We start from the raw sequence: 24,576 nt of genomic DNA, 5'->3' as shown, positions 1-24,576 counted from the left end.
TTCCTCTAGTAATGATTTGATTCACGACACACCCAAGGCTTTAAATACCGCATCCCCAGCACTCTGATAAAAAATAATCTGGAACTTGGCAAAGACTTCCGGAGGAACAGTTCCCAGATCTGCAGCAGCTAGCATCGGAAGTAAGACCTTTTTGCCCCCAGAATCGAGGCAGACCTGCAGGATACTGGCTAGATCGTCTACTTTTTGGACTGTCCCGCTAATTGAAATAGAACCTAGGATCACGAGCTGGCTTTGAACTGGTCGACCAACAGCTACAGAACACAGAGCAATAAGCGCTGCCAGAGAGAGCTGATCATTCAAACCGACACCGTAAATATCTTGAATCTGCAGTAAGTAATCTTTCTTTTTCGTACTTATTTTTCCGCTGATTGACTTGCCATTCGATTTGAAGTAGTGGAACGCTGTGTCGACACTTTCCTTCGCTGCTGAATCCGATCCAAATCCGGCACGTTCAAACTTCCCGTTTCCGGACGTCATCTCCGTCTCGATGTTGTAAGTCCCGATCACCCCTGTCTTCCCGCGACCAACTGTGTAAACATGGCCAGGCTTACCCATTCCCTCGGGAATGATCTTCCCCCCACCTTGTTCCGGAACCGAGACGAACTGTTCTTCCATCGAGTCATTATCGATATAGGAGAAATTAACATCGTAAAATTCCAAACCGCCGATTTTCTTTAGTTGTTCTTTCACACGACGTCGGCCGACCAGCGCATAATGAAGAATCTCTTCAACTTCTGCCTTATCGAACTGACCGCCAGGATAAACGAGTTTGATTAGGCCGGAAACAGTCTTACGCACGGCAATTACATCGCGCTGATTTAGATTATTTCCAAGATGAAAATCATGATCAATGGCATCACTGAACGATCGTTTACGCATCTCACGCATAAAGCAGGCCAGATAATCAGTGATGAAGCCATAGTTATTTGTGAAAAATTCAGGATGCATCTTGGGAATTTCCCAGCCGGGCAAATAAAAGTGCATCCGGTCAAAGAAGGCTGAATCTCCAGCCATCCCATCTGGAAAAGGTCCAAAGAGATTGGACGTTTTTAAGAGTACATCGACACTCTGATTAATATTGCCAATAAACACCATGGACGCTGCAGCAGTTTTTTCCTCGCGTCCGCGTGCGAATGATCCGGACGCCATGTAGTCCTTCATGATCTGGATGCCGTCCTGATCCTTAAACTTGATCCCGGCTACTTCATCGAAAGCGACCGTATCCCACGTACCGACAAGGCCGATCTGATGCGACGCCATATTGTAAAACAAGTTGGCAACGGTTGTTTGTCCACCTGAGACAAGAATCGAATTTGGAGAAATCTCTTTATAGACGTGTGATTTCCCCGTACCCCTCGGTCCAAGTTCACAGAGATTGTAGTTGTTCTCGACCAATGGCACAAGGCGTTCCAACAAGTGCCACTTTACTGCCTGCTCAAATTGCGTCGGTTCCATCCCTATTGAACGTATGAGAATGTCAATCCATTCATCCTTACTGAACCGTTCGCGCTGGTCAAATAACTCGTCCATATCCATACTGGGCATCTGAATAGGCGTCAACTTTTCGATTGTAAATGGACTTGACGTTTTATCATTCTCATCGAAGAAGTAGGCCATCTGAACAATGCACCAGATCCCGCCGGTTAGCAATTTATCGTAATCCTTGAAATATTTGGCAGAAATCACGACATCGAAAAGACCTAGATTCGAAAACTCCGCTTTATAAAGGTCATTACGCGCATCAAGCCGAGCAGTAATTCGATCGATCACGGTAAAGTGACCCGATTCACGGATCTGCGACTTCACTTTTTCCGCCTCATCAGGCCGGACATAATTCTCAGCGAGGATCTTTTTAACCTGATGCACACCATCCTCGATGCCTTCTTCGTCATCAGTAGCGCAGTACATGCCAAGCAGATACTCCAACACATAAACCGGAACATTAGCGCCTTCTTTAATCTTTTTCGTCAGATCCTTGCGGACGACCTTACCTGGAAAAGTGTCATACAATTTTCGATCCAGATCTTCCACATGTGTCACCCTTCTCTGTCAGAATTCGAAGTCATCAGCAAATGCGATATCGATCGTAAACGGAATCCGGTCGTACACTTTTTCGACTGATTGATCTTCATCCTCCATGATCAAATAGTAAGTTGTACGCCGGTCATATGATCTGTTTTTGAACACAAATTTCTCACGATAAACCCGGTCAGCAGATTTTTCAGATGAGCGATCTGCCATAAGGTGATTTTCGTTAGTGATTCTCTCTCCGTCAGGATCGATAAAATAAATCTTCAAACGACGGGGACGGACTTTTTCTTCCATGGGTTGTGTCTGGAAAAAATCCAGGAAGCTAATCATATTCGTGATTTTCCGCGTGCTACTCATTAATTTGACACTGACCTGTCGCATAGCTGTCTTGCGACTACTTTTGAAGGTCACAACCGGGACAATGATTTCCTGGGGCATTGCACCACCGTGTACATAATTCGAACCACCGCCCGCTACCATGAAACGCTCGTCACCATTCGGTACGGTAATCGTCAGAGGCGGTTCATTAGCCAGCTCCCCTTCTGTTGAAAATTGAAGCGTTCCTTCTGCTTCTTTCTCCTGTTCACTGAGGATAAAACGCCGGTTCACGATCAATTTTTTCCCGCCGACCCGAGGCATTTTGCCGCTTGGATTAAGTGGATCCCGCTGATAGAGGTATCCATGATCCGCTGTCACAATCACAGCCGAGGCACTGACATTATTCACGAGCTTATTAATGAGCATGATGAGTTCATCGATCGCCTGATCCGTGGCCGCAAAGACTTCAGTTTCAGAAGCGGGATGATCCCCGCTGGCATCAATACGATTGTGATAGATGTAGACAACCTTGCATGGCTGAAACTTCTGCCGCATTTCCTGCTGGCGCATCTCGCGTAAATCCTGGGCACGGATCACCATACTGTCTTTCACGCGTTTCTGTAAAAGCTGATTCCGTGCCTGTGTCCCTACCGTCATCATATCGTCCAGTAAAACCTCAGGATCATTCTCCGCATCCCATTGATAGCGAAGTGTCCGGTGCGGCAGCAGCGCTGGCATACCCAGTGCTGTGTAGGAAGGCAGTGTGCTCTGCATGAATGCAAGTTCCGCTGTTCCCTTTTTCTCCTGATTCAGTCGTTCTACCAGTTCCTGACCGGCTTCATAACGAAATGCATCGGAGATGATAACAAAAATTCGCTCGCCTTTATTCACAAACGATTGAACGTGTTCTATATAAAAACGGGTTTGCTGCGGGATATCAGTAATCGGCCATCTGTCCGACATCTGCCGGTTCAGGCTTTGTGTCCATTTCACGGCCAGCTCTCTCATATAACTCTGGCTGTAAACTTGTTCAACATGCCGGCGCAGCGGGACAAGGCTGTCATCCTGCTGCCAGCGATCATAAGCTGTATAAAATTTCCGGTACGCCTGATCAAACTGATAATAATCTTTAATGTAATCTTGAATCAGCTGATAAGCGGAAGATTCCGGGATAAACTGTTGATGTTTTGCATCTAGCTGAAAAAGGCGAATCGCCTGACCGACAGCCTCATAAGCATTACGGTAATCTGGATACCAGTGTAACGTTCGGCGCTTGTTCATCATTTCAAGATAGTGGCCAAACTGCCTGACTCCGGACGTCAGCTGTGTTTCAATGTACTGAATCAGTGCCTGGTCAAATGCTTTGAAGGCATCGGCGTTGAGGTAATACCGCACATCCCATGTCGCCAAATGATTCGACAAATGAATCGTCTTTGCCACGGATTCGGACAATTTCTGGAATGCGCCCCGATCCTTTGGCTGGTTCATGAACTGGTTCATCAACACCGCCACGTTCATCGGCCGCACTGCCAGATAGGTTTTCCAACCTTCCGGAAGGTTCAGATCCGGAGCTGTGGATGCCAGATAGGTCAGCGTGAAGAAGATCAAAAGGTCTTGTAAAGTCTTTTCATCCCGGGCATAGCCATACGCTTTTTCCACCAGTTGCCAGAAAACATCGGTATCACCAAACTTTTCGATAGCTTCCCATGAACGGCTCTCATTCATCGCCGTTTCACGAATCAAAACTTTCATCACTTCATCCAGTTTATTGAGCGGGTTATGAGTCAGCACGGCCAGTACGGCAACATCGATGGTTTTGTCATTGTAATCCTGAATACCAAGTGCATGAAATGCTGTAAAATAGCGTTTATTGGCAAAAAACTTTGCATAATGTTCAAACGTTTGTCGCAGTGTATTGTCGGAGATGCCTAATTCGCGCATAATAACGATCGTTTTATCCGCAGAGAACTCTACACCCATTTTTAGCTGGTCAAAGAGCCAATCTTCCTGGGGTACCGGTTTTGCCATCCGCGCATAAATCAGAAAAGAAGAATCCGGGTACCGCTTCTCCAGCTCATATTTGGTCGTAAAGAAATTATTAGGAGTTAATTCCCAGATTCGCACCTGATCCATCTGTAAATCATGAATATCCTCATTAAATTCACCTTCTGGATCATACCAGAATACCAAATGCCGCTTTTGCCCAAAGCGAAGCGGTTTATGGAATGTTTCATTCAGGATACGCTGTACTTCTCTTAGTTTCATGAAAAATCTCCCCGAATTTCGCCAATTTCAGATCTTCGCCAGCAGATTGACCCTAACCTTTTTCCCAGGTACATCAATATTTTGGAATTTTATATAATTCTCTTTCACGCCATTATCCAGATCCAGTGCAATCTGCAGACTGGCTACATGAGCCACTACTTGGTCATACTGCCGGCATTCTTCCAGCTGCTTTTCCAGATTTTCTTTCTGTTTTCTTGCCCTCACCTTGTCACGTTCCGGCAATTCTGCCTCCATCTGCAAATCGAGGCGACGCATCTCTTCCTCATATTTCCGTTCCATGGCATGTAGATAGTCGATACGTACCCGGGCTACAAGCCCTGGTTCATAGCGATGTAAATAGATCAGTGCCTTAAATCCATTCTCTTTCCCGCTATCAAACAACCAGTAAATTGGCCGTTTTTTATAGATTTGAACATGATCTTTATAATATTCTTTCAGAAAATATCGACGGATTCGCTGCCGTGCAGTTTCCCCAGACTTCTTCTTTAGTGATTCAGCAATAAAATCAAGATTCTGTTCCAGTGTCCTTTCACCGAAAATCTGTTTCACAATGTCAATGAGGCGGCCGACGATATCATCCTCAAAGTAAGTTTCATCCGTAATTGGAATTACATTGTCTTTATCCGGCTTATATGCTTGATAACGATTGCGTTCAAAAATCCCGCCGGCAAAAACCAGCCTGTCTTCGTCAAGTGAATATCGCCCGAACATGATCCCAACACAATAGGACAGGAAAGACTTCACGTCACGCTCACGATCTACCCTTCGCACAGTTACCTCATCATCTGACTCTTCAGGTGTCAGCTCATCCTGCAGACCATACAGATTGATAAAAATCCGGTTAAGCTCTTCTTCATTAGCTTTCAGACTTGTAAAACGTCGATCCGCTTCCTGAGACCAATTGTTGAATGCTTCAGATATTGTGGACGCACCATTACGGAATTGTTGAAAAGGATGTTGCTTGAAATCCCAAGACGTTTCAAAAGAATCCCAGTCGGATTTTGATAAAAAGATATTTTCTGAAATGAATTTGCTTATATCATTTTTTTCATTGATGATCGGCAATTTTTTTATATTTCCTACTTCAAAATTTAATGTTTCTGATAGATTAGTTAATAAATGATTTGCAACACGTGAATTTAAAAAGCCCAATAATATTAGAAGAATATAATGATCACCAAAAATACTAGTCCCCGCTACATCAAATATTGACCCGGCTTGATTATATCTTACTGAGAAAGATGAAGAAGTGATTTTCGACCAGGTGGTGCTTTCATGGAAATAACAACTTGTATTTTGCGGTCTAGAACGCATTTTTTCATTATCATCAATGAGGTTCCTAATTGAATTTCCGTCTTTTTCCCAGTTAACTACATATTCCATATTCCCATACCATTTACGAAAAGCCCCACCTTTATTGTATGGAAACCATTTATACTTTGACTGAAGTGCATCTTCTCGACTCTTATAGTTAAATCCAATTCTATTAAATTCAACTTCATACCATATGCGTAAAAATTGATCATTATCTCCAGTTTGAAGTCCAACCCTTGGTTCGGCGGTATCCCCTAAGCTTGGATTCTCCCGAAAAATTTTTCTCACTTGATCACTCGCCCAATAGGCAATTGGAGAACCAGGGATGTCGGAGAAGGAAGTTGAATCAGCTGTATAACGATAAGAAGCTGATGAATTTTCGATCGCTTCTCTAACCTTAATCGGTTGTAAACTAGCCCCTTTGAAATCAGCTAAACGAATGTATTGACCCTTGGTTTGTTCATGCTGATTTTGTAATACAAAAGTACAAACTGGAACGGTGGCTTCCTCAAAAGCAGAATATTCCAACTGGACAAGGCTTGAGATTGTGGCATGGCTCAATAGATATTGCCGCAATTTCTCATGCGTAGAAATAAACATCCAAGTGAAAGGAGACATGAGCGCTGCATAACCGTTTTTCTGCGTCATATTCAGTGTTCGATAAATAAAAGTAGAGTAAAGATCAGACTTGGTATCCTTATAGTAATCCTGCATAAATTTCTTTAAAATTGGATTATATTTGTTATGATATGGCGGATTTGTCACGACAACCTGATACTTTTGATGCAATAGTGAGGCAGCTTTAATGACAGGTATGAGATTCTTTTTTATTTCAATCAAATACTCGCTTTCAAACAAATCCAGTGGCCGGTTCTTCTTGTTATTGAACCGCGCAAGCCATTCGTCAAAAGGATAATCTTTGGTTGTTAGTAGACTGCCAAATTGTTTGCCATCCTGATAAGTGTGTTCCAATTCCTTGAGCATCGATTTTTCCTGATCATTTTCAGCAAAGAAGTTCAATGCTTCTTCAGAAACTGGTGGGTCACAATCAGGAACACTATATACATGAACCTCTAAGTCTTTAGGACGATTTAGAATCCTGGGGGTGTTTTCCAACGCCTTCATCCAAAGTGAAATATGCGTGATTTGCACAGCGCGTTGGTCGATATCTAAACCGAATAGGTTATTTTTTAAGATTAATTCTGGAATTTCACGTGTACTAAACCCTGCTTCCTCATACATGCCAAAAAGCATATCAAATGCGTAAACCAGAATATGACCTGATCCACAGGCGGGATCAAAGATTTTAATATCTTCTATTCCATTAAACTTCGGATTTGGAGTCAGTTTTTCATGATCATCTTTTAAGTAATAGGCCCAATTCAGGGACAAATGGTTATCTGGATTTCCCTGATCATACATTCTTCCCAACGAATTTTGCACCATATATTTGACAATCCATTTTGGTGTATAGAGCTGGGTCACAATCGGCAGTTCCTCTTTCGAAACACTGTGGTTTTTCAATCCACCAACCTGTTCTTTAATTTCAGCATTATAGAATTGATAGCACCAGCCCATAATCTCTACATGCTTCCAATTTGATTCAGGTATTTTTGTAACATCCACGAGTTCTGTTATTACTCCCGTTGTTGCTAATAGCCGATCAGGGAGCAGTAGTTCCGTCTCATCGGATATGGGTTCAAAAACGCTCTTCATTATTTTTCCAAGCTGATTACACTGCTTTACCAGTATATATTTAAACATGTGATCCTCATCGTGATCATCCTGCATCTGATATATTTGGTTTTTATTTAACTCTAATTCATCGGCAATCAGTTCAATAATTGCACTTCTCATCGCGTCAGGTTCACCTTTCCCATCGATGGAAGAAAGGATTCTTATTCCAGTAGGCAGATAGTCATTCACTTCCATGAAACGAAGGGCAATAAAGCGGTTGAACCAGGTATATGCGATCTCTTCTATGACTTCATTTAAGCTTGAGTCTTTTATTCTTTCAACCAAATGTTCTCGCTGCTTCTGTTGCGCCTCATCCATCGGCAAGTCATTAATCTTAAGAGAATCTGCATCCTGAATTTTCTGATCGGTAATGCCAAACTCATAGGCTTTTTGGGTTACACCTGCAATGAGTTTTATGCGTGCTGAAGCAGCGAAGATCTTAATCATTTTTTTATCAATTTGGTAGTTTTCTGTTTTTTCACTCATCGTGCTTGCCCTCCGCCGTCACACAAGCTTGATGATCGTGTTCTCATCAAGTTCTGCTTCCAGTTTATTTCTCAGTTCATCGATAAACTTATCCAGATCAGCCTCTGACGCGATCGTCTGTGTTCCGCGCATAATCACGTGCTTGCTGATCGTCTTCGTCTGTTTTGGTTTTACGAGTGGCGGGATAGTAGGCTCAGTCGGCGGTAGTGAACCGACATGGTTTTCTTCCTTGTCTTGACGCTCTTGCATGATTCGATCGATGCAGCGCAGTTTAAGCCGGTCACTCTCCGTTTGCCCGGCAATCACTTCAATAATGCTGTCTGCCTTGGCTAATCGGTCTTTTAGGTCAGCAAATTCTTGACGGAATATCATCAAATATTTTTCTTTTGATACTGGGTCTTTTTCCAATTCAGCAAGAACATCCTGATAATCATGGTCGATACTTGTCTCGACCGGTTTGCTTTCCTTTTCAATTTGGTTCATGAATGCATCGCGGAATGCATCGCAAAGAATTGGTAATTTCTGTATCTGGCCATAAGGCATCGTATTTTCAACGATGTGCTCAATTTCCTTTTCTACTTTGATCAGATCATTATCTGTGATATATGTTTTATTTTTTTCGTAGACTTTCATCAGTCGGTAGGCTGAATCAAATTTGTCGCGTTGGTTGCCGAAGAACCCTTTGACATCTTTAATTTTGTCTGTAAAATCCTCAAGCGTATCCCTTAGTTTGTATGCCTGTTTATAGAACGTTCCGGCATCGTGCAGCGTTGTCAGACTCTGCATTGCTTGCTGTCCGGAAGTGACCACATCTTTACCCGGATATTCAAAATGATCCTGGTATACATGAAGGATGCCGTTAAGATGCTGCAGCTCCTGATCTAGCAATCGTTTAAATTCCTGCATCAACCCATCCTCATCTGTCGGCACAGAAGAACGGTCAAACAGTGACTGACAAAGCTCTTTTACTGTTTTCAGCAAGGCGGGGGAAATCTTCTCTCGTCTCGTCACGACCACTCGATCGATCAGATCACGGCGTATGAATGCATCAAAAATTTTATTGTCGGTTGGCTGAAGATATACGCGATCAAGCATCAGTTTTATCGATTGGCCGAGATATAGGCGTATGAGAAGTGCTTTGGTATCTAAGTCTAGCCAGCCAAACGGTTTTTCAGCAAAATGACTGAGTACATTCTTTACCGTCACATCCTCACGTCGGGCCGTCATTCGGGAAATATAGGCATCAACTTCCTGTAGCGCAAGATGGTTCGGTACCGCATCATCAAAGGCTGTCAGTTGTTCTTCCGACTGCTTCAGGAGTTGAAGAAGTTCCTCTTTGCTGTCAGTAAACCTGGTCACATAATCAATTTTGTGGTAAAGATTCCGAATCAATGAATGAAAAGCTTCATTAATCCGATCCACAGGGTTCTTCTCCTTAATAGACAAAGGTTCGCCATAGACATAGATCTCCGCCGATTCCAACGCGTTTTTCAGAGCTAAAGTGATACGGCTTTTCCTCTCTGTGACTTCTCGCGTTTTTCGGGACTTGATATCTTCAATAGTCTGCGACGCAGAAATGCCGCTCTTTAACCGCAGATAAGCCTGAATTTTCAGGACTTCTTCCATTTCATCGAGGTAATCGGTTGCCATCGGCATATGTAAAATGACATTATTTTCACGCATCGACAGGGCTTTCAACTGCATGTCATTCAGATCATTCTCTGCGTCATAATCCGGAGTCAGCACTTTCAAACCAATCTCCGCCGACTGACTGCCTACCGGACGGTCATCGATTATTGTGTTGAATGGGAAGTTATAATGGGCCGAATAACGATATTTTTTGGCTGGATAGATGGAATGAAATAAATCTTCTCCAATCTGTTGGATAACCTCTGAGCGCTCGACATGCATGCTCTTAATCTCTTTGTTGACATCCTGTTCATCATTGGTGAGAAAAACGTACGCATCACCATTCTTCTGAACAAGCGTCTCATGAATCAGATGGTCGATAGATACGGAAATTTTTTTCTTCAGCTCTATTTTATCTTCGTCGATCGAATGGACCATCAATGTCGCCAAATTCTCTAGATTCGCCGGAACCTCTTTAACATATTTGATCAAAAACAGAAGCTTCAGGATGTCCACATCATCAGCATTAAGTCGTTCATTGTTCGTTGCCCGGATAATCACATTGGTAATGATTGAATCCAGAAGATTTCTGATCGTATCATAGAAAGCAGAGAAGGGCACAAGCAGTCCTTCCTCCCGGTCGGCATAGTGAACTGCTGTTTCCTGAAATGAGCTGAGCAAAGAACGTTCTCCTTCAGAAAGGTGCTTGCCCGAGGCGCCATGAATTCGGACCCCAGTGAAGACATGCTGCAACAAGCTGAACTGATAGGGAATAAACGGATAATCAGCCACGAACTCTTCAGCATCTCTGAATTTCTTCATTTCCGCACCTTTATCTGAAAAGGTCAGCAGATTCTTAAGGATGGATTCTTTATGATCAAAGACGCTATTCAGAAGCAGCGCGGCTCTCGGCGTTTTTCCCAGAATACGTTTCTTTATTACTTCATCAACAAACGCACTAGACAGGCTGAACCGGGTGAAACGGCCCATGATTTTTGAAAAATCGTCGCCTTTAACCTTGACTACTGAGTCAATATCCTCCTGACTAGTGACAACAACCCATGCCTGTCCGTGGCATTGCCGCCCCAGTTCCTGGACAATCGTTTGCAGATTCAGCATGGCGGATGAGTTGTCGCCGATATACTGACCCGCTTCATCAATGAAGAAGACGATGTGATGATCGTTCCCTTTTCGATCAATATAGTCCTTTACCCGTTTGGCAAATCGATCGATACTGATCGTATAGTCGATTTCAGCATGATCAAACCAATCACGCGCCGACGCCTCACTCATTTGCGTTGCTCGACTCAACACTTCGATAATGGCGTCTTCTTCATAGTAAAAGTCGTCCCGTGCCTCTTCCCATGCCCGGCCGGTGATTTCTTGGAACATTTTTCTGAACGCATCATATTTCCCATCTAGAGTCATCTTCCGCTCGAGATCGGCAATCCAGGGAATGGAACCACAAAAGCCTTGCATTTCATTGAATACTTTATTCAGGACATTCACGACGGCTTCTTTTTTAATTTTTATATTGGATTCTGATTTTGCATCAATATCGAAAAGAATGATATCCGTTTCAACACTCGCTGCCTTTTTCATATCAGCCAGCACCATCGGATCATTGATCTTGTCTTCAAAAAAATCGACTGCATGTCGGCCTTCGATTTCCCAGTTTCCTACCAAATAGGAAAGGATTTTCAAAAAATGAGATTTTCCGGAGCCAAAGAATCCGGAGATCCAGACCCCGATCTTTTCCGTCGGATGATTGATGCCGTCTTTATAGGTTGAAAAGAAGCGACTGAGGTGCCTGGCCAATTCGTTGGTGACGACATATTCATCGAGTTCCTGTCTGACACGCACATCGTCTTCCTGACCAATCTTCACAACACCCTCAATTTCGCGGTCGATCTTTTTCTTGAACATCTCTCGTATTTGCATTTGCAAGATCCCCCTCAATTAATCCTGAACAATCGGAACCGCTCGGTAATAATTGTCATCCTTAACCGTGTTAAAAAGCACCAGCTCTTGTCCGGTATAAGAACCTGGGAAGAACAAGATAACCGGTGAATTATCAGACGCTTTAAAAATGTTGTTCAATATTTCGTGCGAACGGATGATGGGAAACGCCTTGCCAACACCAGTAATCAAGATGATTTCGCCTGGCGACACGTGTTCTCGGATATATTTGATCACTTGGTCATCGTCCTGCGTTAATCGCAAGGTGCGTCTTGTTGCCTCAAGGATCCTTCCGCTGCCGTATTTCTCCTCCATCGCAAAGTTCTTGTCCAGGTATCCTTTTTCTTTCAGGATTTTTAACATCATTTCATAAAGGTCAAATTCCACAACATGCCGGGCAGTGGCCGGATCATCATTGATTCGATCCACTAAATAACGGACATGCTCCCGGACCATCATTTCGTCTTTTGGATCATATGAAAAAATGTAATAGTTCGCCTGATTGGTCAACCCGTGCCCTTTTAAGAAGTCCGCACTTTGTATCTTCGGCAGCAGATCATCCAGTCTTTCTTGCAGTGTCCGCATCTTAATCACCTACCAAAGCTGTTGTTATTTCCGGTTGGCCTAAATCGGCTAGATGTGTACGAACATCCGGATCGATGATCGGTCGTATCAGATGCCTGGTAGATTTATTGACCCTCAAGAATCCAGATTCAAGCAGAATCCGAATCATGACTTGTCTAAGCTTGTAAAATGTATAATCAGTCCAACTATTCACCCGCACACTCTGCTGCCTCTTTCTTTCGAAAAAATGGTCAAAATCTGCGTTAGTCAATTGATCGTCGCGTGTTGCAAGTTTATCCGCTACGACTTCAACCATGAATTCTCTGAATAAACGATCAGTTAAGATCAATGCATATAGAGCTATTAACCTGCCTGTTGCCAAATCACTTATCACAAGTTTTTTTATTAGATAAAAATCAAGCACATGCATTCGTTTCAAAATGATTGATTTAAGTTCTCTCCTGCGTGATTCTGATACTACCTGGAATAGATCGTCACAAAGAATCTTTTCCTCTAACTCAACGTCATTGAATCCTTGAATGCGCAGCCTGCACAAGTTCTTCATTTCAATGAACAAAAATGAATGTGATTTTATCGTTGATCTATAATTCATTTCTATAGGCAATTTAATCCATTCCTTACAAAAATTGATAGCACTATTCATCAGATAAAAAAATAGAATTTTTTGATAAAGGTTTATGTTTAGAAACATCGAAAAGCTACATTTTCGCTAAAAGGTAAATAATTTATGGTACAATTAGAACATGTAATACGACTGAACATATTGGTGGTTAAGCTTGTATGGCTAGTGTTCCAATTAAAGAGCAAAAGGAAATTGACCAAATTTTCGAAGCATTAGGAACTAGACGGAAAGGTAATGTCTATACTCTATATTTTGAATTTGCTTTATCAACAGCATTACGGGTCTCGGACATTCTTTCACTGCGAAAAAAAAATATAGTCAATGGTTATGTGCATCTTCGCACAATGAAAACAGGGCTCGAACGGGTTATTATCTTAAACGACAATTGTAGAAAAAGAATGGAAGAATATTTGAAGGATAAAAATGAAGATGATTTGATTTTCCCATTTAAGAGACAGTGGATACACAAACTCTTGAAATGGGCTGCCAATTACGCAGGACTAAGTGTACAGCATATCAGCTGTCATACCACTAGAAAAACTGCTGCTTGGCGATTTTATATCGACAGTGATCATGATATCATGAAGACAATGTATTTACTGGGTCACAGGTCACCGAAAGAAACACGATTTTATCTTGGCATCAATGACGAGGAAGTTAATCGACAGTTAATTAACACGTCTTGGCGTTGAATCAAAAGTAGGGCTACCTTTTAGCGAAAATGTTGCCATGAATTTTGGTTTTTTACCACAATTCATGGCTTTTATACACTTTTCCACTCGTTTGATCCTCTGATCGATTGCGTTAACAACAAGTCCAATAAAAGTAACAAAAATAATATTATTCAATTCTTCCCACTCCCTCTCTCCTTTACTGAAATCTCTTCTTTCAGGGCATCTTAAACAAATAAACTGTGCCGCCTGATCGACGGTGCGATGCCTTTAATAAGGAAGGGATTCGATTGGTTGAAAAAGCAGAAATTCACGCGTTAAACGAATGGCTGAAGGGACAATATATGGGTCTTCATGCCTACGATCATTTTATTGAAAAACTGAAAGACGAATCGGTCAAACATGAATTTCAACGTATCCATCAGGAATTGAAAGAGCAGGCGGGCGAAATTGCCGACCGAATCCGGCAACTGGGCGGTGAACCGGTTACGAGTGAGGGCATTCTGGGCGCCGTGCAAAGCTATATCGCTAGCTGGCGGGTAGCACCGCGTTCGGATGAAATTATCAAAAAGGCTCTTGAAGGGGAACAGCTTGGCATTGAAATGACAGAAAAAACGGTGCGTGGCGAATTGTCTGCCTCAAGTCTTGCCCTCGCGCGGCGGATTCTTGACGAGGACCGGCGGCATGTTGAGACGCTGCAACGTCTTCTGATCCAGCCAGTCGGCGGTTGAGCGCAAATTTAAAGGGATGCCCATCAAAGCGGAGCGAATCCAGCTTTGCGGCATCCCTTTTATTTTTGATAGGCAACCACGATTCGAGCGATGCGTGTGACCTGTGCAATCGTAACCGCCGATCCGTCAGAACGCGCTCCTTATTAATCCTTATCAGCGGCTTTGCGCATCAGAAAGAATGGCTCAACCGGCTGATCGACGGTCATCGTCACCGTCATCATCGGATTCGGTGCCCGATCGATTGCCAGGCCGTCCTCATCGAATAAGTCGCGCACGGTCTGCTTGAAATGGCTGAAGCCTGGGCCGTAGAATTCGACCTCTTCACCGACGCCGAAATTATTGCGCTGCTCGAGCGTCGCTACATGTGTCTTTGGATCATAGCTCAGCACTTGCGCGGCAAACGTGTATTTCGGAATTTTGCGCGGCTTGCCGAATAACTGGTCGCGCTCGGTCGGCACATCGAAATAAAAGCCAGTTGACAGATCGCGCTGCGCGACTTTCCATATTTCCTCTTCCCATGCCGGATCAAATGTAAAATGCTCTGGATCGGCACAATAGCTGTCGACGACTTTGCGATAGACGTTGGACACGGTCGACACATAGTGAATCGACTTCATCCGTCCCTCAATTTTCAGGCTATCGACGCCGGCCTCAATCATTTCCGGGATATGGTGCAGCATCGACAAATCGACCGCGCTCATTGAAAACGGTTCGGCGTCGCCGGGTATCAGACTTTTTGTTTCGCCATTGTCGAATTCGAATAAATCATATTTCCAGCGGCAAGACTGTGCGCAGCCGCCGCGGTTCGCGTCGCGGTTAACCATATGATTTGAAAGCGTGCAGCGTCCGGAATAAGCAATGCACATCGCGCCGTGAACAAATGCCTCGATCTCGACATCGGAATGACGGCGCATCTCACGAATTTCCTCGAGTCCGACTTCGCGGGCGAGTACCACGCGCTCCAAACCGAGCTTTTTCCAGAATTCCAATGTTTTATAATTGGTTGCTGATGACTGCGTCGACAGATGGACCGGCAGGCCGGGTGCGGCTTCGAAGCAGATCATAATCATCCCCGGATCCGAGACAATCACCGCGTCAATCCCAATTTCTTGCAGCTTTTTGAAAAATTGATCAGCACCTTGTTCGTCACCTTCGTGCGTCACCATATTGGCGGCGACATAGACTTTCGCGCCGCGTTCATGGGCGAAAGCGACGCCTTCTTCCATCTCTTCATAAGAAAAATTACCTGCACGTGAGCGCAGACCATAGGCCTGACCGCCGATATACACAGCATCGGCGCCGTAACGAATCGCCATTTTCAGCTTTTCCAGATTGCCGGCCGGTGCCAACACTTCCGGTTTTTTGATGCCAACATTCATTCGGAATTTCCCTCACTCTTTAACTTTTGGGTTCGTTAATCTGCTGTTGTTTTTAATCGTTTATTGCCTTGTGTTCGCCTGCCGCGAGCACTACCCGCGAGGCGCCAGCACACATAGCCTTTTGATAAGAAAGCAACATTGAATTAAAACATTGGTTAACTTATTAAAATCGATTCAATGAACGTCCTTCGGATCTTTCAAATAAAAGCCCGTACCAATTGGGCGCGTCGGCGGTTGCAGCGTGCTGAGCCGATTGCAGAAGCTAGCGGCGATGAAATGGCCTTGTTCGATCGCGCGCGCAGCTTCGGCGAACAGCCGAACAATCGCCACAAACGCATTGCCGCGTAGCAGCACACCATCCAATTTCCAGGTGTGCAGGCCGGCGTCATAGGCTTCCTGCAACTCGCTCATCAGCGATAAATCGACTGTTGAAAAAATATGCGTGCCGTCTTCGTCCTCATAAATCGGATATTGGCTCGCTTCATTTTTCGGATCGCGGAGTAAAAGATGGCGATCTTTGGCGACGCTCTCTTTCAGACCGACATAGTGATAATAGTTCGTTAGCAGCGGTCGAGCAGATTGGTGGATGCAGGTTGGTCCGTAGACAAGCACCTCGACCGGCTTGTCCACGCTCGCCTGAATTGCCTTAAGTTCAGTCAGTGTTAACTCGCGCGCGGCGACTGCGCCAACTGCACCGCGCTTCAGCCAAAAGCTGATCTGCCGCGAAGAGGTCACGAGTGTTTCTGCATCGTAAATATAGGGCAGCGGCAATTGCAGCTCTTCCAAAATGAACACGGCGCCCGGGTCGCCGACCGTCACGGCATCGACACCAATTTCGGCCAGACGCGACAAATAGGCCGGCAATTTGTCAATTTGCTGGTTATGCAGCAGCGCGTTGCAAGCGACCGTCACTTTTTTCTGACGATCATGCGCCATCGTCCGAATGGTCTCGATTTCATTCAAATTAAGCGAATGCGGCAACCGTAGGCCAAAAGGATGACTGCCGACCAAGAGCGTGTCCGCTCCGGCATCCAGTAGCGCTTCCGCTTGCTGGCAGGACTCTGCCGTCGCAATCAAATTTATCAAGGAAAAACCTCCGTTTTCTTTTCAATCTTTTATCTATTATAGCACGGCGGAAAAACAGATGCGTGACCGGTGCGTCCACCCACCATTTCACTGACAGCTATGCTATGCTTAATGGAGATCTTGCCAATGAGAATGAAAAGGAGCGACGTGTAATGATTGGATTTATTGGTCTTGGCATTATGGGCAGCCGCATGGCCGGGCGGTTGCAGAACGCGGGTCAGGAACTGGTCGTTTTTAATCGAACAAAGGCCAAAGCGGAACCGCTTTTGGCAAACGGGGCGCAATTTGCCGAATCTCCGCGTGCAGTCGGCGAGCAGGCAGCGATTGTCTTTACAATGCTCGCCAATCCACAGGCAGTCGACGCGGTTGCCTATGGTACGGATGGTCTGCTGCGCGGCATGAAACCCGGAAGTCTTTGGGTGGACAGCAGCACAATTAGCCCGACTCAATCACGACGCCTCGCTGAAGACGCGGCGGCAGCCGGTGTCCATTTTCTCGACGCGCCGGTCGCTGGTTCAACGGTACCTGCTGAAAAAGGCGAATTGATTTTCTTTGTCGGAGGGAATGTGGATGATTTGGAAAAAGTACGCCCGCTGTTGCTCACGATGGGTAAGGAAGTGCAGCATAAAGGCGACAACGGCATGGGCACGGCAATGAAATTAGTCAACAATTTGCTGCTTGCGCAAAGCATTGCTGCTTTTTCCGAAGCAGTGGCTTTCGGTGAAAGTCTTGGTCTTGAAAAAAAAGAGCTGATCCGTGCAATCACGAGCGGCCCAAACGCGGCACCCGTGCTCAATCTGAAAAAGGGCAAGCTGCTTGAGGGTGATTTTGAAGCCGCTCAATTCAAGGTAGACAGCATCTATAAAGATCTTGAACTCGCTAGCGAAGAAGCCTATGTGCACCACTTTGCGCTTCCGCTTAGCAATAATCTGAAAGCAATGTTCGGACTCGCACAGCAATACGGCATGGGCAGCCACGACATTGCCGCGATCTATGCATTCCTGAAAAAATAAGTTCGATTCAAAAAAGCACGGACCCAGACTTTTCTAGGTCCGTGCTTTTTTATTGAGATGCGGTCGATTATTTGATGACTGCCAGTTTTCGCTTGCGCCATTTTTTTGCCGGCGCATGGCTTTTCTGTCTACTGCTCGCGCGTTTCGGCAACTGTGCTAAAATGCGGCGAATTTTCTCATGGAGCCCCATCATCGGCGCCGGGTCAAGAATCACGCGCACACAATGTTTTTTCGCAATAACGCTGGCCTGAATGGTCGCACCGAGTGCCGCGCTTGGCGAGATTACAACCATGCGGCTTTGCGCGATTCTTCTTTCCGCGGCCTCGACATCTTTCTCCGTCACACTGCCCATTGTGTTGTGAATCACCGCGACGCGCGCCGGCACACCGGATCGTGTCTGCCGAACTGGCTCACCCAGCGCGCCAATAAATGTAATGAGTGGCTTTTTCTTCATCGTCTGCTATCCTTGATTTAAACCGGATTGGAAACAATCAAGTCCAGCTCGCCGGCGAGTGAAAACTGTTCGACCGTTGCCGGAACAACAAGATGATCGCCTTTTTTTATAGAATAGTCTTCCGCACCAATCCGCAGGCTGCCTGATCCATCAAGAACACTGATCATCAGGAACGGCCAGTTCTTTTTGATCATCGAGGAAGCGCCGCGAATTTCCCAATGGGACACGGTAAACAAGTCTTCACGCAACAGTTCTGTATATTTCGCTTCGGCTTCCTGGCGGACGTGATAGGTAAGTTTCGGGTCAATATGTGGACAATTGGCCACATCAATCGACTGCTCAATATGCAGTTCACGCGGCTTGCCATCTGTTCCCGGCCGATCATAATCATAGACCCGATAAGTCGTGTCGGAACTCTGCTGCGTCTCCAAAATCAGACAGCCACCGCAGATCGCGTGGATCGTTCCGCTTGGCACATAAAAAAAGTCGCCCGGTTTGACTTTGACGCGCCGCAGCAGATGATCCCATTGCTTGTCCGCGACCGCCTGGCGGAAATCCGCGCGCGTTGCCGCCGTATGACCGTAAACAATTTCTGAACCTGGATCGCAATCAATAATGTACCAGCACTCTGTTTTGCCGAATGGCACATGTTCATGCTGCTGCGCATAAACATCATCCGGATGCACCTGTACGGATAAGTCTTCACGCGCATCGAGAATCTTCGTCAAAAGCGGGAAGTCTTCGCCCTTATAATTATCAAAAAGTTCGCGGTTGCTCTGCCAAACCTGAGCCAATGTCTGTCCAGCAAAAGGTCCGTTTTTAATAATCGCAGGCCCGTTCGGATGCGCTGAGATTCCCCAGCATTCGCCGGTCTTTTCACTCGGTATCGCGTAACCGAACAAATCGCGGAGACGCGTGCCGCCCCAAATTTTCTCATGAAGCGCTGGCTGTAAAAAAAGCGGTGTCTGATTGATCATTGTCACTTCTCCTAAACTCTGCAAATTTATCTTTTTCAATTATAGCATTCTTTCTTCTCTGAAAAATGGACCCCAAGCGAAGAAAAATGATCGATTCAACATTGCTCCAAAACCTCAAATTAAAAAGTTAGACCGAAGATCAAGACAGTCTGGATACTCGAACACTGAATCCGAACGTTCCGCGATCGCGGAACGACCATTTTCAATAGATCTTGTTAGAACCGATATTTAGGTATCACCAAACCGAGCAATAGTTGTTCCGAAATCACGAAAAGTTGCTCCGAAATCCAGAAGGCTTTTTTCACAATGGGTCCCTAGAACTTCAGGCGATTTTCCCGCTGCGTTGCCGATATGTTTCCCGCCCCAAAATCAACGCGCCGATAATTCCGGCGTTTTCGCCAAGCGCCGGCGGCACCACGTAGCTATCGATTTGATCCTTCAATTCTGCGCAGTCAATCGAACCGGCAAGCAATTGCTGCAATTGAGTACGGATCAGTGGAAAGAGCTGGTTTTGTTTCATCACAGCGCCGCCAAGAATAATCCGTTTCGGTGAGATAATTAGCGCATAGTGCATCAATGCCTGCGCCAAATAAGTCGCCTCAATAGACCACGCCAGATGATCGTCGTCGAGCGACGTGAGCTTTTTCCCCCAACGCGCTTCGATCGCCGGTCCCGAAGCCAGTCCTTCGAGGCAATCCCGGTGCTGCGGGCAGAGCCCTTGAAAGGCATCCTTTGGGTGCCGCCTGAGCAAAATGTGCCCCATTTCCGGATGCGTGAGTCCATGTAAAAATTGATTTTCCATAATCAAACCCGCGCTGATCCCGGTGCCTACTGTCATATACAAGCAGCCATCGAGCCCCTGCGCCGCACCCTTATGCAATTCGCCGAGCGCTGCCGCATTCCCATTAGTCGTAATGCCCATCGGGACACCCACCGCTTCGGATAAACTTTTAAACAACGGATAGTGCGCCCAGCCTCGTTTCGGTGACGCCGTGATCGAACCATAAGTCGCACTTTCTTTATTCAAGTCGATTGAGCCGAACGTGCCGACGCCGATCGAAACAATTTTGAAATTTTCAAAGAAGCGAATGACTTGCGCCATGGTCGTTTGCGGATCTGCCGTTGGAATTCTCTCGCGAACGAGTACATTGCCGTCCGCGTCACCAACGGCGCAGACAAAATTCGTATCCCCCGCTTCAAGTCCGCCAAGATACATGCTCCCATCACACCCTATCTGTTCTCTATATATGTAAGCGTTATCTCTTCCTATTATATCAAATTACCGGTGAAGCACAGTAAATTGGCGCAACTTTTCCCGGGAAAGAATCAAAAACTCTCTTTAGGATTTTCCAAGTATTTTTTCTACGAATCAAGTGGTTAAAATTGAGCAGATTCATTTATTTTCTTATACTAAAAGAGAGCTTTGTCGAATCTTGTATCGATCCAACGATTCGGGCAGAGTGGAACGGAGGATGAGTGACATGTTAGATATGCCGCAAGGGTCAAGCAGCGATTATGCGGTGCTTGCTTCCGGCCTTGTTAAACAATTTGGCAAAAAGGTCGCTGTGAACGGTGTGGATTTGGCGATTCCGCGCGGTACGGTCTATGGTTTTCTTGGACCAAATGGTGCCGGTAAGACGACAACGATTCGGATGCTAGCCACCTTATTACAACCAGACGCTGGAGAAGCGTTGATTATGGGTCATCGTTTAATGAAAGAACCCGATGCCGTGCGCCGTCATATCAGTCTGACGGGACAGTTCGCTTCGGTTGATGAAATACTTTCAGGAAGAGAAAATCTGATCATGATCGCCCGGTTGATGGGCTATAACGCGAAACAAGCCAAAAAGCGCGCGGATCAGCTACTTGAAGCCTTTGGCTTGACTGATGCCGCATCTGTTCAGGCGAAAAAGTATTCAGGAGGGATGCGGCGGCGCCTTGATATCGCCGCCAGTATCGTTGTCCGACCGGATCTGCTTTTCCTCGATGAACCAACGACGGGGCTCGATCCGCGCAGTCGCAATCAGATTTGGGAAATTGTTCGCGCGCTTGTTGCTTCGGGAACAACCGTGCTGCTCACCACGCAATATCTGGAGGAAGCGGATCAGCTTGCTGATCGGATTGCCGTCATTGATCACGGACGAATCATTGCCGAAGGCACGAGCAGCGAATTGAAGGCCTCGATCGGGTCCGGCATGCTTCATGTCCGGCTGCAACAGGCCGACCAACGCGCGAGGGCTCAGGAAATTCTCGCATCGGTGCTTCAGTCACCGGTTCATTCAGCAACCGATCCGTTGCTGCTGACTGCCCAAATCCAGCAGCCTGAGCTTGCCATTCGCGCGCTTGGCGAACTCGCCGCCGCTTCTATTGAAGTCACCGACTTTTCGCTTGGTCGGCCGAGCCTTGATGAAGTCTTTTTGACACTAACGGGTCAAACTGCTGAACCGAAAGAGGAGGTAAAGGCCTGATGGAGTCTGTTCATTTTTCAAGCGATAAGCTGCAAAAAACTTTGCAAACGGAAAACCGTCCCGGAAGTCCCGGAAAGCTAGCCGTTTCGCTGACTTTCGCTCGTCGCGCGCTGCTGAAAATTCGTTATCAGCCCGAGCAATTGCTCGACGTCACTTTTTTCCCTGTCCTGATGACCTTGATGTTCACTTACTTATTTGGTGGCGCGCTTGCTGGATCAACAAGCCAATACCTGCAATTTCTAATACCGGGCATACTCGTTCAAACCGTTATTTTCACAACGGTTTTCACTGGCGTCTCGCTCAATACTGATATAGCCAAGGGGGTCAACGACCGAATCCGTTCGATGCCTGTCTGGAGTCCTGCCCCGCTCGTTGGTGGACTGCTTGCTGACGCGGTCCGCTACGCGATGGCGTCCGTTGTTGTGCTAATTATTGGTCTGGTTCTTGGCTTTCGCCCGACAACCGATATTATCGCGATTGCTGCGGCGATCGTTCTTGTCCTGGTTTTTGCTTTCAGCCTTTCTTGGGTGTTTACCACCATCGGTCTCGTCATGCGGACGTCGGCAGCAACGATGGGAATTAGCATGACGCTCTTGCTTCCTTTTACCTTTGTCAGCAATATTCTTGTGAATCCAGTCACGATGCCTTCCTGGCTGTGCGCTTTGGTCACGATTAATCCAGTTTCATTGCTGACGACCGCCGTCCGTGAATTGATGCACAATCAATTCGATTGGGCAGCGATCAGCTGGGTTTTTGTCGCCTCCGCCTGTTTCATCGCGGTCTTCGCGCCAATCACGATGCGCCTATACCGCCGAAAGTAAAAATTGCTACCAAAAACAAGAAACTCCCGGAATCATTTGATGATTTCGGGAGTTTTTCTTAGATTCAGATTCATAGCCTGGTTTTCTTATCTGCCATTGCTTAGTTCTGGCTTACCCATTTTTGTTGTTGCTGCCGCAAGCCACTCTTTTCATATTGTGTAAAAATATAACCGTAAAGCGCCATACCGACAAAAGCAATCGCGGCAAGCACGAGGAATGCATGAAAATAGCCAACCCATATCGCAAGCGTCAGCGACAACGGCGCAATTGAGCGCCCGATCGAAAAGCGCAACCCAGCGAATGAATAATACTGCCCGCGCATCTGTAACGGCGCAATCTTGGCGATGAAACTGTCCTGCACACCAACTGTCATCACTTCCGCCCATGACATGATGCCGACTGCTAAAAGCAGCATCCAGGCATTGACTGTGGAACCGATCAGAATCATCGCAGTCCCGTAGAAGAAAGCAGAACACATGAAGACGCCGCGTTCGTTGAACCGTTCCATCCAGCGGCAAACAACAACCGTCAATAGCGCAACAATCAAGCCATTCAGCGAAACCATTAGACTGAATAAACTGCTGCCACCGATTGTCCAATTCCACGATCCGAATCCAAGTAACGTCTGGTTCGGCACATGGTTCGCTGAATAAATCGCAATCAGTAAATCAAGTTGCATAAATGTCTGAGCGACAAGAATCCCCGCTAAAATATAGAGCACGAACAGCCGATCCGTCACAATTTTTTTCATATCAGCAAGTTGCTGGCCCAGATAGTCATACCATCGGCCGTCGGGCAACGCAGCCTGTGCGGATGACTTTAGCGGCGCTGTCTCATGCGTTTTTTTCGCCAAGAGAAGCGCAATAGCGGCGCAAACCACAAAACAAAGGATGAGTGTAAGAAAACGATGTTTGAAAAAAAGCAAGCCACCGAGCAGCGGACCGATCACCACGCAAATGTTGGTCAGTGTATAAAAAACAGCAAAAACGCGCGCTCTGTACCGTTCAGCGACAATATCAGCAATCATCGCACTTGCCGCTGGATGATAGAGCTGACCGAAAACACCAAGCATCGTAAAACTTATAAAGGTAATGACAGGTGAGGAAAACCACGGCGCGTTCGCCAGGGCAAAAAAGCAGAAACAAACCGCTTGGCATGCCGCGGAAAGTACCATCATCCGCTTTCTTCCATAATGATCACTGAAGTAACCGCCCATCAGCCCAATTGCTGCTGAAAATAATTGGGCAAGCGTCAACAATAAGCCCGCGGTCCGCTGGCCAAATACTTCAGAAAAATATATTGCCATAAACGGGAAAAACATCCAGAACAGTAAATTAAATAATCCTTCACCAATCAATCGTATTTTGAGATTAATATCCCAGTCGCGCCACTTCATCAAAAAATCCCCATTTCAAAAGAATAAAAAGGCGCACTCCCGGTCAGGTAGCCGGAACGCGCAAATCCTTAACTACTCTAACACAAAATCCGTGCGCGCGCTTCAGTTTTACCCAGATAAATTGCGTCAGGATTTTTGTAAACGGAACCCATGAATAGTTAGACCGAAACCGTGAAGAGTTAGAACGAAGATCAGGAGTTAGACCGAAACCGCGAATAGTTAGACCGAACCGGGCAAAAGTTAGACCAAATCCACGAATAGTTAGGCCGAAGCAGGCAAAAGTTAGACCGAACTCGTGAATAGTTAGACCAAACTTCAGAAGTTAGACCGAATCCATGAATAGTTAGACCGAAGCGGGCAAAAGTTAGACCGAACTTGTGAATAGTTAGACCGAAGATCAGGAGTTGGACCGAACTTGCGAATAGTTAGACCGAACCGGGCAAAAGTTAGACCGAACTCGTGAATAGTTAGACCAAACTTCAGAAGTTAGACCGAACCCATGAATAGTTAGACCGAAGCGGGCAAAAGTTAGACCGAACTTGTGAATAGTTAGACCGAAGATCAGGAGTTGGACCGAACTTGCGAATAGTTA

General features: G+C 45.8%; 18 protein-coding genes. 5 read left to right on the top strand and 13 right to left on the bottom strand.

Going from position 1 to position 24,576, the window contains the following annotated elements:
• Positions 1-21: 21 nt before the first annotated feature.
• The 6 genes from brxL to JOC27_RS10155 are packed head-to-tail and all read right to left on the bottom strand — an operon-like array spanning position 22 to position 12,958.
• The gene (brxL, locus tag JOC27_RS10180; RefSeq protein ID WP_205007182.1) at positions 22-2,052 is read right to left on the bottom strand and encodes a protease Lon-related BREX system protein BrxL; all 2,031 of its coding nucleotides are present in this window, start codon (positions 2,050-2,052) and stop codon (positions 22-24) included.
• 18 nt (positions 2,053-2,070) lie between these two features.
• The gene (gene pglZ, locus JOC27_RS10175; protein ID WP_205007181.1) at positions 2,071-4,635 is read right to left on the bottom strand and encodes a BREX-1 system phosphatase PglZ type A; all 2,565 of its coding nucleotides are present in this window, start codon (positions 4,633-4,635) and stop codon (positions 2,071-2,073) included.
• Between the two features lie 27 nt (positions 4,636-4,662).
• Complete coding sequence (gene pglX / locus JOC27_RS10170) at positions 4,663-8,193, bottom strand: BREX-1 system adenine-specific DNA-methyltransferase PglX (RefSeq protein WP_205007180.1); 3,531 nt, start codon at positions 8,191-8,193, stop codon at positions 4,663-4,665.
• 18 nt (positions 8,194-8,211) lie between these two features.
• Positions 8,212-11,763 (bottom strand): BREX system P-loop protein BrxC, encoded by a 3,552-nt coding sequence (gene brxC / locus JOC27_RS10165; protein ID WP_205007179.1) that lies wholly within the window; start codon positions 11,761-11,763, stop codon positions 8,212-8,214.
• Between the two features lie 18 nt (positions 11,764-11,781).
• Positions 11,782-12,366, bottom strand: a complete 585-nt coding sequence (locus tag JOC27_RS10160; RefSeq protein WP_205007206.1) for a DUF1788 domain-containing protein — start codon at positions 12,364-12,366, stop codon at positions 11,782-11,784.
• 1 nt (position 12,367) lies between these two features.
• Complete coding sequence (locus JOC27_RS10155) at positions 12,368-12,958, bottom strand: DUF1819 family protein (protein ID WP_275587826.1); 591 nt, start codon at positions 12,956-12,958, stop codon at positions 12,368-12,370.
• 188 nt (positions 12,959-13,146) lie between these two features.
• On the opposite strand from JOC27_RS10155, the gene JOC27_RS10150 reads away from it, so the two are divergent.
• Positions 13,147-13,680, top strand: a complete 534-nt coding sequence (locus tag JOC27_RS10150; protein ID WP_205007177.1) for a tyrosine-type recombinase/integrase — start codon at positions 13,147-13,149, stop codon at positions 13,678-13,680.
• On the opposite strand, the gene JOC27_RS10145 is transcribed toward JOC27_RS10150, so the two are convergent.
• Positions 13,657-13,836 carry a hypothetical protein gene (locus JOC27_RS10145; protein ID WP_205007176.1) on the bottom strand — a complete coding sequence of 60 codons (180 nt, stop codon included), beginning with the start codon at positions 13,834-13,836 and terminating at the stop codon, positions 13,657-13,659. The two genes, JOC27_RS10150 and JOC27_RS10145, sit on opposite strands and share 24 nt — an antisense overlap.
• 113 nt (positions 13,837-13,949) lie before the next feature.
• Between JOC27_RS10145 and JOC27_RS10140 the strand changes: the two genes are divergently transcribed.
• Positions 13,950-14,390, top strand: a complete 441-nt coding sequence (locus JOC27_RS10140; RefSeq protein ID WP_239530247.1) for a DUF2383 domain-containing protein — start codon at positions 13,950-13,952, stop codon at positions 14,388-14,390.
• Positions 14,391-14,533: 143 nt separating this feature from the next.
• Here the strand turns inward: JOC27_RS10140 and JOC27_RS10135 are convergent, their stop codons facing one another.
• Positions 14,534-15,769 carry a peptidase U32 family protein gene (locus JOC27_RS10135; protein ID WP_205007175.1) on the bottom strand — a complete coding sequence of 412 codons (1,236 nt, stop codon included), beginning with the start codon at positions 15,767-15,769 and terminating at the stop codon, positions 14,534-14,536.
• 174 nt (positions 15,770-15,943) lie between these two features.
• Positions 15,944-16,852 (bottom strand): U32 family peptidase, encoded by a 909-nt coding sequence (locus JOC27_RS10130; protein WP_205007204.1) that lies wholly within the window; start codon positions 16,850-16,852, stop codon positions 15,944-15,946.
• 155 nt (positions 16,853-17,007) lie between these two features.
• Between JOC27_RS10130 and JOC27_RS10125 the strand changes: the two genes are divergently transcribed.
• Positions 17,008-17,868, top strand: coding sequence for an NAD(P)-dependent oxidoreductase (locus JOC27_RS10125; protein WP_205007174.1), 861 nt, complete (start codon positions 17,008-17,010; stop codon positions 17,866-17,868).
• A 67-nt stretch (positions 17,869-17,935) separates the two neighbouring features.
• Here JOC27_RS10125 and JOC27_RS10120 read toward each other — a convergent pair whose 3' ends face one another.
• The 3 genes from JOC27_RS10120 to JOC27_RS10110 all read right to left on the bottom strand — a co-directional run bounded on the left by JOC27_RS10120 (position 17,936) and on the right by JOC27_RS10110 (position 20,515).
• Positions 17,936-18,322, bottom strand: a complete 387-nt coding sequence (locus tag JOC27_RS10120) for a hypothetical protein (protein ID WP_205007173.1) — start codon at positions 18,320-18,322, stop codon at positions 17,936-17,938.
• A gap of 17 nt (positions 18,323-18,339) precedes the next feature.
• Positions 18,340-19,296 (bottom strand): mannose-6-phosphate isomerase, class I, encoded by a 957-nt coding sequence (gene manA / locus JOC27_RS10115; protein WP_205007203.1) that lies wholly within the window; start codon positions 19,294-19,296, stop codon positions 18,340-18,342.
• A gap of 325 nt (positions 19,297-19,621) precedes the next feature.
• Entirely contained in the window at positions 19,622-20,515 is an 894-nt protein-coding gene (locus tag JOC27_RS10110; RefSeq protein WP_205007172.1) for an ROK family protein, read from the bottom strand.
• Between the two features lie 265 nt (positions 20,516-20,780).
• Between JOC27_RS10110 and JOC27_RS10105 the strand changes: the two genes are divergently transcribed.
• Positions 20,781-21,767 carry an ATP-binding cassette domain-containing protein gene (locus tag JOC27_RS10105; RefSeq protein WP_205007202.1) on the top strand — a complete coding sequence of 329 codons (987 nt, stop codon included), beginning with the start codon at positions 20,781-20,783 and terminating at the stop codon, positions 21,765-21,767.
• A complete protein-coding gene (locus JOC27_RS10100) occupies positions 21,767-22,588 on the top strand; it encodes an ABC transporter permease (protein ID WP_205007171.1) in 822 nt (273 codons plus the stop codon). The genes JOC27_RS10105 and JOC27_RS10100 overlap by 1 nt, the downstream gene beginning before the upstream one ends.
• 100 nt (positions 22,589-22,688) lie before the next feature.
• Here the strand turns inward: JOC27_RS10100 and JOC27_RS10095 are convergent, their stop codons facing one another.
• Positions 22,689-23,984, bottom strand: a complete 1,296-nt coding sequence (locus JOC27_RS10095; RefSeq protein ID WP_205007170.1) for an MDR family MFS transporter — start codon at positions 23,982-23,984, stop codon at positions 22,689-22,691.
• Positions 23,985-24,576 lie beyond the last annotated feature (592 nt).

Origin of the sequence: Sporolactobacillus spathodeae (assembly GCF_016908935.1) — a bacterium.
Lineage (GTDB): Bacteria > Bacillota > Bacilli > Bacillales > Sporolactobacillaceae > Sporolactobacillus > Sporolactobacillus spathodeae.
Note: the sequence above shows the minus strand (reverse complement) of the source record. Positions and strands in the feature narration are given on the sequence as shown.